Genomic DNA, 8,418 nt, shown 5'->3' on the forward strand with positions numbered 1-8,418 from the left:
CGAAATATCCCCCAGATAATCAGCCGCGGCCACCATCTCAACCCTGAGGGTAATGCCTACGTCGGCCAGTTGCTGGCGTAACAATTCTGCCGCGTCGTTCAGCCCTGGAGTCAGATCGGCGGTCAGCAAGGTTAGCTGCGTGATCCCTTTTTTGCGCAGCAGCGCCTGCGCCTCGGCAGCATCGGTCTGTCGCTGAGGGAGCTGGTTGTCAAAACCGCTGAGCCCCTGGCCGAACACGTCATTCCCGCGATAGCCATAGCCGCCGAGAACCACATCAAGCAGTTGCTGACGGTTGACCAACATTTTCAGCGCCTGCCGGACCTCAACGTCGTCAAACGGTTTGACCCTGGTATTCATGGCAAAGTAATAACCGCTGGCATTCGCCACACCGCTGCGGATGATTTGCCAGCCCTGACGTCCGTCCACACTGCGGGCGCTACTAACCGGAATATCAAAGGCATAGTCGGCCGCGCCGCTCAGCAGCGCGTTTATCCGCGCCGTGGCATCGGCCAGCGGGCGAATTTCAATGCGATCAAACCACGCCGCAGGCTGCCATGCGTAAGGGTTGCGGCTGAGCAGCGCCCCGTTCTGCGCGTTGAAAGAGGTGATCTGATACGGGCCGCTGCATACCGGGATCGCCGCATCGCCCCGCCCCTGCTTCCATACCATGCTGGCGGCGGTCAGCACGGTGGTGACCAGATCGGCACGCGGACGGGTAAGAACCAGCTCCAGCGCTTCGGCATTCACCACGCGGCTGGCCTGCATATCGACATCGCTGAAGAATCCGGCAAAACCAGGAGAGGCAGCCAGAAAGCGCAGGCTCGCCAGCGCATCATCAGCGGTCAACGGCGATCCATCGGAAAAGCGCACCCCGGAACGCAGTGAGACAATCCAGCGCGTGGCATCCTGATTGGGGGTAATGGCGCGACTCAGCTGATAGTCGGGACGGCCCTGCCTATCCGCCACCAGCACATCGCAGACGTTACCGCTCACCACCCAGGGGTAATAGGTTTGCGCACGCCCGTAATCGAGCGTTTCGCTCTGGCTACCCAACATCACCACCCGCAGAGTACGATCGGCGGCAGCCTGAGCGGGGGGTAGCGCCATTGCCACCCCCAGGAACAGCCACCTTATCAGGCGTAATTTCTTCATAGTTACATCCGGGTAAACTGAATGATGCGCCCGAGCACCATCCGGGCGCCGCGCTTATCAGAATTTTATTTGCGTGCCGACGCCCAACACGCGGCCATGTCCAACGGTGACCGCCTCGCTGCCTGGTCCGTAGTAAAGACCAATGTACTGCGGACGTTCATCCGACAGGTTTTGACCAAAGACATAGACCTCAAAGGAGGAGAACTCCAGACCCACCTTGGCGTTGTAAAGCTGGTAGGCATCAAGCTTGAAATGGCTGCCAACATCCGCTTCACGACTGCCGACATACTGATGCTGCGCCAGGGCGAAGATATTGGCTTCCGGCAGCCCCAGCCAGGCGGCAGAATCGTAGTATTGCAGCGTCAGGTTGGTGTTAAATTTCGGAACCGCCGGTACCCGGTTGCCATCGCGCGCGCCGGATGAGGCCGCGACATCATCTGAAACATTGCGTAATTCCGTATGGGTATAACCCGCCCCGCCGCTAACCTTCCAGTGCTCTGCCAGTTGCAGCGAGCCTTCCAGCTCCACACCATAGCTACGGGTATCCATCGGTTTCGGCACGAAGGTGAATGAGGCGGAATCCAGCGCGAACAGGTTTTCATCTTTTACGCTGTTATAGAACAACGAGGCGTTCAGTTCGGCACGCCCGTCCAGGAAACGGTTTTTGCTGCCGATCTCGTAGCTCCAGGAGGAGGAATCCTTATAAGGCTCATCCTTCACGCCGCTAGGCGCGTTGTTGGTAAAATTAGGGAAACCGCCGCTTTTCGCGCCGCGTGCGACGCTGGTATAGATCGTCGAGTCATCGGTCAGGTCATAACTCAGCGCCGCGCGGCCCGTCACCATGTCGTAATTCAGCACCCCGCTTTGATTGAAGGAAGCCACCGTCCCGGGGAAACCGTTGGAACGATACAGCGATTCATAGCTTTTACGGTCATGGGTGTAGCGACCGCCTAACGTCCCTTTCAGTTTCTCGGAGCCAAACAGCGGCACCGTCACCTCGCCAAAGGCGGCATAGCTGTTGGTGGTGTAGTCCCCGTTACGCGTACCGTTGGTGGAAGCGAAGAACGCGGAATCATATTGGGTGGTCAGCTTGTAGCTGTCATGCAGATAGTTGATGCCGCCGACCCAGACAATATCCGCGTCATCGAGGCTACTCAGGCGCAGCTCCTGATACAGGCTGTTCTGGCTTTCATCATAAGTACTCCAGTCGGTGGCTGGAATAAACGCCGACGTCGGCATACCGAACACTTTGCTATAGGTCAGCGCCTCGGAGTTATTGGTCAGGTTTTTAAAATCGTAATGGTTCACCGCGGATACGGAGGTGAACTGCATCCGATCAAGCTGACGGCTGGCGGTTAATGACAGACCGGAGATCTCGCGATCGACCCAGCCTTTAGGAGCCAGATCTACCGTGGGGAAGTTCGGGCCATTTTTGAGAATGAAGTTTGACGGCGTGTTGTTGTCCCGCTCGTAGTTGCCGGTCAGCACGAAGCGGGTACGATCGTCGGGGGTGAAGACCAGCGAACCGCGGAACACCCCGGTTTCCACCTTGCCCAGCTTGCCGCCCGGCGCGTTGTTATCCACATCGGCGCCCAGGTTGGAATAGGCGGCGGAGAAGCGCCCGCCCAGGCGGTCCTCTATCAATGGCCCGGAAACCGTTAGCTGGCCCACGTTCTCGGATTCACTGTTCAGGCCCGCTTCCGCACGTAATGTGCCTTCAAAGGTATCGCCAGGCTGGCGCGTGGTGATGTTTATCGCCCCCGCCTGCGCATTGCGTCCAAACACCGTGCCCTGCGGGCCGCGCAAGACTTCAATCCGTTCCACATCCAGGAAACGCAGATGCGAACCGAAGGACGGTTGCGGCACGCCATCGATATAGGTCACGACCGACGTATCATCAAAGCCGAGCGGCTGAGCCATCGGCCCAACCCCACGGATCGACATATAGGTTGAGCGCATATCCCCCAGTGAGCTGAAGCTGATGTTTGGCACGTCTCGGATTAAGTGCTCCACATCATCAATGCGCCGATCGCCCAGCGTCTGGCGATCGAACAAGGTCATGCTGACTGGGACTTTCAACGGATCCTCTTTCACCTTTCGGGCCGTCACCACCAGGGTTTCGTCTTTTTTGCTCTCGGGGGTTTGTTCCGCGGTAAAAGCCGGGACTGAAATCGCCAAACCGCACAGCAGGCAGAGCGGTTTAGTCGTGTTCGTCAGATTTTGTTTGAAGCGAAACTGGTGTGAACTGGTGCGCATGACCATCCCCATTGTGCTGAAACAGAAACAAAAAAATCGTTTATATCCGTCACAATTATATGGGGGTGGTCATACGACACCCTAGTTAACTCAGCTATGGAAAAAGCCAAATGAGTTATGTTTTCAGCCAGTCAATGGCTGACTGAGTCGCGCGGGGGCATACCAAATTTGCGGCGATAGGCCGTAGAAAAATTACTGGGATGCTGATAACCCACATAGTAGGCGGCTTGCTTTACCGTCCATCCTTCAGACTCCAATCCCTGACGCGCACGGGTCAGGCGCTGGTCGCGCAGGAAGGAAAACACCGACTGCCCCATGACCGCCTGGAACTTACTTTTCAGTGCGCTGACGCTGATGCCAACATCACGAGCCAGGTCACACAGGCAATGGTTGCAGTCCAGTTCAGTGACCAGCTTATTCCGCACTTTCAGCATCCGCGTCACATCACGATGCGGTGCCTCCTCCTGAGGTAAGTTAGGTTTCGCCGCGCGCAGCGCCTGGGTCATAAGATCCAGTACGCAGCTATGGGTCTGTAGCCGACCAATCACGCAGTTGTCGCAAAAGCCAAACATCTCATTAGCCCGATCGATGGTGCACTGCGGGACGATTAAGTTGAAGATATGGTTACGTTGCAAAATACGTTCGAGTTGATCCGCCAACGCTTTATCGCTGATACGATCCGGAACCGCCTGAATCACCAGGCTGCGGCAATGATGCCCGCGCGGATTACGGCACCACAGGCGCATACGATCTTTGGTGGCAATTACCTTCGCCATGCCCCTTTCTATCGACAACGGGCTGCCGTCATCAAGATGATAATTAGGTTCATCGCCATCAAGAATCAGTAAAATAGTTAAACCATGGTGAAACGTGCCGCAGCGATGATCGTCACCGTTGGCGGTCAACTCACTGAGACAAAGGTTGACGCCATAGGGCAGCGTGAGCGTTTTGATTGTCCCTTCAAACTCGCCAGACTGACGAACCGAGCGATTGGTATTTGCCAGCTCATAGTCGTAGCCCCATTTGCGCGCCATATCGGTTAACTGCTGCAGAGAATGTAACTGGTGAGTGGATTGCATAAAAAACCCTCTTTGGTAAGTACCCGGCTGGCGAACTCGTCAGGTACTTAGTTCCCGAAACGAAGCTCAGGGAATCATCATACTGAGGTTTATAAATATGTAAATAATAATCATTATCAAGAAATAGTACTTTCCTGACACTTACCCATGCACAAACAAACGGGTCAGACGCTATGATAGCCTCATTACAGATGCGCCCTCCTCAGCCGGAGAGGGCGCATCCGCAACAGGTTAATTAACCAGGAAATACCAATAGATATCGAGCCAGTTGAGTCAGGCACTGTCTATCACTTCGCCTACGACACCACCAGGTAAGGCGCCACGCTGGAAAGCTTCTCGCAAGTCTCTGTCAGCTCACGTAATGCGTTCGACTGAGCAATCACCCCGGCTCCGGCCTGGATCCAGCTTCTCTGTGCATCCTGAAATGCGCTGCGCAGAACCAGCGCCGCTTCGAACGATCGATCGCCTTCCAGCATCAGTATCGCGCCGGAGTAAAGTTCACGCGGCACCGCCTCCAGGCGGAGGATGGCGGCCAGCGCCGGAAGCTTGGGGATACCGGATGCGGTGATCGCCGGGAACAGCACATCAAAAGCATCCCAGGCATCGCTGCCCAACGCCAGTTTGCCGCACACCTGAGACCCCAGATGTTGCACACTCCCCCTTTCGCGTACCGACATCAGATCGGTTACCGCCACCGAGTCACGCACGCACAGCGTTTCGAGCTCCCCAATCGCCGCTTTGACCGAGATAACGTGTTCCACAATCTCTTTGCTGTCGCTTTGCAGTTCTGCCCGATTGTAAGCATCTTCACCCGCCGAACCGGATAGCGCTCGGGTGCCAGCCAGAGGCTCGCTGGTGACGATGCCCCGCTCCACCGTCACCACCATCTCCGGGCTAAAACCGGTCGCGGCAAACGCCCCATACTGAAACAGGAAACTGCGTGCCGGAGTATTAGCTATTCTCCCGCGCCAGAGAGTAGCCGGCATGTCGATGCGCTCGGCAAGCGCCAGAGCGCGCGATACAATCACCTTGCTGTATTCACCGGCGGCGATTTCTTGAAGCGCGCGTGTCACCATGTTCCGATAGTCTTTACCCTGTGCTCCCAGGTCGACCAGCGGCGCGCCGTCAGTCGGCACGGGGGAAACATCCTGTAATTGCCGGGCGAGGCGCCGACATTGGTCAGCACTCTGCGCCTGGATCGTCACTTCCCCCGCGTCAAAAACCAGTTCATCACGCGGCACCATAAGAGACAGCAGTGGCCACTCGCCAGCTGAAAACGCGATCCCACGAATACAGGCCGCGTAATTAAATCCAACCATACCGAAAACACGTTGTCCCGCGCTGGCATGTTGCGTATGGAACTGGCGGGCGTAATGCGTCAGCGACGAGATAACGGGCGTCGTCTGACAGCCCTCTTCGCTTTCGGTGATTGCCTGCGAGCCGTCAGGTGAAAGGGTTAAACTCGCCCGTTTACCCAGGCCCACATACCAGCATGGCGGCCGTTCATAGACATAGTAATCCTCCGTCGGATTCTGCCTGATAAGGCTGACAATCGCGGCCAGCGTTCGATCCGCGGGCAGGTTGAATCGAAGTTCGGTGCGTGTATCCGTCATGTTGACTCCTGAAAGTTAAACCGCCAGCCGGGCCGCCAGCGCCTGTTTATTGATTTTACCAATCGGCGTCAGCGGGAAAGCGTCAACCAGCGTCAGCCGATCCGGCCATTTAAATGCCGCAACCTGTTGCTGTTCCAGAAACGCCCGCATCTCGGCCAGCGTGAGCGGGGAATGAGCGATGACGACCGCATGAATCGCTTCCTGCTGCTCTCCGACCGCATCCGCCAGCACCGTCACGTCGCGTACCAGCGGATGCGACCGTAGGCACTCCTCGATGTCATCGGCGGCGACCAACTCCCCGTGGCGGTTGATGGTGTCGCGGGTTCGCCCCACCACCCGCAGTGCGCCGCCGGGCAACTGCTGTACCCGGTCACCGCTGCGGTAGAACCCTTCGGCGGCAAACGCCTGACGATTGTGTTCAGGTGCGCGATAGTAGCCGCGAATGGTGTAAGGCCCGCGAACCAGCAATTCCCCAGCCTGCCCGCGCCTCACCGGCGAGCCCTGCTCGTCAACCACCCGGATCTCATCATCGTCGCATAGCGGTCGGCCCTGCGTGGTGGTAATCAGCTCTGGTGAGTCATCCAGGCGCGTGTAGTTCAGCAGCCCTTCCGCCATGCCAAATACCTGCTGTAGCTGGCATCCCCACCGGGCCAACAACTGGCGAGCGGTATCGGCGCCCAACCTTGCGCCTCCCACCTGAACCAGTCTCAATGAGCTAAGGTCGGGTTGTTCCCACTCCGCCGCGTCCAGCCATAGCGTTGCCAGCGAAGGGACCAGCGCCGTAAGCGTCACGCGGTGCTGATGAATCGCGTCAAACGCATCCTCAGCGGCGACGGTGGCCGGGACCACCACGCAGCCTCCGCGGGAAAAGATCCCGAGGATGCCCGGACAGGCGAGGGGAAAGTTATGCGCCATTGAAAGCACGGCCAGGTAACGGTCATCCGGCTGAACATGGCAAAGCGCGGCGCTGGCGCGAAAGTTGTAGTGATAATCGGCATGGGTGCGGGGGATCAGCTTGGGTAAGCCGGTTGTACCGCCGGAAAGCAGCAGCAAAGCAATATGCTGGGGCGCATCGCCGGGAGGCAATGCCTCGATCGCCGGCGCCTGGCTGGCGGCAAAACGCTGATCCGCCGTTGAGAGCAGGCTATGACAGGCGGGTGCCTTAGCGCGCAGGCTCGGCGCCTCAATTCCCGCCTGTTCGGCGTCACTCAGAAACCAGCGCGCCTGCGCCAGCTCCACCACGTGCAGGATTTCACGCTGGCGGTGAGCCGGTAACATCAGCACGGGCACCGCCCCGTTGAGGATCGCCGCGAACAAGGCCACCACAAAATCGGCCCCGTTGGGCAACTGAATAATGACCGTTTCCCCGCTTTGCATCCCTCGCTGCCGGAGTTCACCGGCGAAACGACAGGCCTGGTTGATTAACTGGTGATAACTCCAGTTGCGGCCCGGTTCGATCAGGGCGGTGCGGTCGCCATACTGCCGCCATTGCAGAATCAACTGGCCGAGCGTTTCCGGCTGCCAGTAGCCGCGTTGCGTATAACGCTCGGCCAACTCCGCCGGCCAGCGCATCTCCTCTGGCAGGATACGATGATCGGGGGAGGCAATCGGTTCAGACATACAGCACCCCCGCCTGCGCGGTCAGACGTTCCACATGCAACCCGGTTTCGCGGGCAAGATCGTCCAGACCAAAGGTATGCCAGACGCTCCGGTTACGGATCACCTGCGTGGCGCAGGGGCCGCCGCTAACCGTCCAGCATGAAGTCAGCAACATGGTGTCGTCGGGTCCCGGCTCACCCTCAAGGGTCGCGTGATAGTGACGCTGGCCGATCGTTTCACTGGCCAACGTCATCGTCGGCAATACCATCGGTTTTTCGACCGGCAGCAGCTCCACGAACACCGGCGCGCCGGGTGCCAGCCGCGGCAGCAATATTGACCACAGCGCCTGACGCGCCGGCGTCGTCAGGTGTCCCAGCACCCCGAAGGCGACGACCGCGCCCAGGCGCTCGGGCAGGTGCAGCTTGTCCACCGTGTCCGGGATAATCGTGACGCGCCGCCGCAGTTCCGGCCTTTGCGCCACGCAATGGGTCAGCACCGCGCGCATGGCCGGGGCTGGCTCCACCGCCAGAATATCCACCAGCGGCACGGTTTCGGCTATCGCCAGCACCGTTCGTCCGGTGCCAGCGCCGATATCCAGCACCGGGTCGTGAATATCGGTGAATGTCGACAGCCATTCACGCAGCGCGATTTCACCTGCAGAGTGCGCGCGACCAACCAGATCGTAAAACTCAGCGACCGGCGAGTAGAAATCTTCCATA

5 protein-coding genes and 1 pseudogene are annotated in these 8,418 nt (G+C 58.5%); all 6 read right to left on the reverse strand.

Annotated features, from left to right (window positions below):
- Window positions 1–72: 72 nt before the first annotated feature.
- Window positions 73–1,152: pseudogene (locus RFN81_RS11490) on the reverse strand (ABC transporter substrate-binding protein); the annotation flags it as partial.
- A 57-nt stretch (window positions 1,153–1,209) separates the two neighbouring features.
- Window positions 1,210–3,408 (reverse strand): TonB-dependent receptor, encoded by a 2,199-nt coding sequence (locus tag RFN81_RS11495; RefSeq protein ID WP_264495978.1) that lies wholly within the window; start codon window positions 3,406–3,408, stop codon window positions 1,210–1,212.
- A gap of 131 nt (window positions 3,409–3,539) precedes the next feature.
- On the reverse strand, window positions 3,540–4,487 hold the full coding sequence (locus tag RFN81_RS11500) for a helix-turn-helix transcriptional regulator (RefSeq protein ID WP_264495979.1): 948 nt from the start codon (window positions 4,485–4,487) through the stop codon (window positions 3,540–3,542).
- A gap of 296 nt (window positions 4,488–4,783) precedes the next feature.
- Entirely contained in the window at window positions 4,784–6,100 is a 1,317-nt protein-coding gene (locus tag RFN81_RS11505; protein WP_338539426.1) for a salicylate synthase, read from the reverse strand.
- 15 nt (window positions 6,101–6,115) lie between these two features.
- Window positions 6,116–7,720 (reverse strand): (2,3-dihydroxybenzoyl)adenylate synthase, encoded by a 1,605-nt coding sequence (locus tag RFN81_RS11510; protein WP_264495981.1) that lies wholly within the window; start codon window positions 7,718–7,720, stop codon window positions 6,116–6,118.
- Window positions 7,713–8,417 carry a class I SAM-dependent methyltransferase gene (locus RFN81_RS11515; protein ID WP_264495982.1) on the reverse strand — a complete coding sequence of 235 codons (705 nt, stop codon included), beginning with the start codon at window positions 8,415–8,417 and terminating at the stop codon, window positions 7,713–7,715. Before RFN81_RS11515 ends, RFN81_RS11510 begins: the two co-directional genes overlap by 8 nt.
- Window position 8,418 lies beyond the last annotated feature (1 nt).

Source organism: Pectobacterium cacticida (genome assembly GCF_036885195.1).
Taxonomy (GTDB): Bacteria; Pseudomonadota; Gammaproteobacteria; order Enterobacterales; family Enterobacteriaceae; genus Pectobacterium; species Pectobacterium cacticida.

Bases quoted from the DNA above. Each gene is read 5' to 3' on its own strand.
- RFN81_RS11495 (WP_264495978.1), bottom strand. From the start codon at position 3,408: ATGCGCACCAGTTCACACCAGTTTCGCTTCAAACAAAATCTGACGAAC.
- RFN81_RS11500 (WP_264495979.1), bottom strand. From the start codon at position 4,487: ATGCAATCCACTCACCAGTTACATTCTCTGCAGCAGTTAACCGATATG.
- RFN81_RS11505 (WP_338539426.1), bottom strand. From the start codon at position 6,100: ATGACGGATACACGCACCGAACTTCGATTCAACCTGCCCGCGGATCGA.
- RFN81_RS11510 (WP_264495981.1), bottom strand. From the start codon at position 7,720: ATGTCTGAACCGATTGCCTCCCCCGATCATCGTATCCTGCCAGAGGAG.
- RFN81_RS11515 (WP_264495982.1), bottom strand. From the start codon at position 8,417: ATGGAAGATTTCTACTCGCCGGTCGCTGAGTTTTACGATCTGGTTGGT.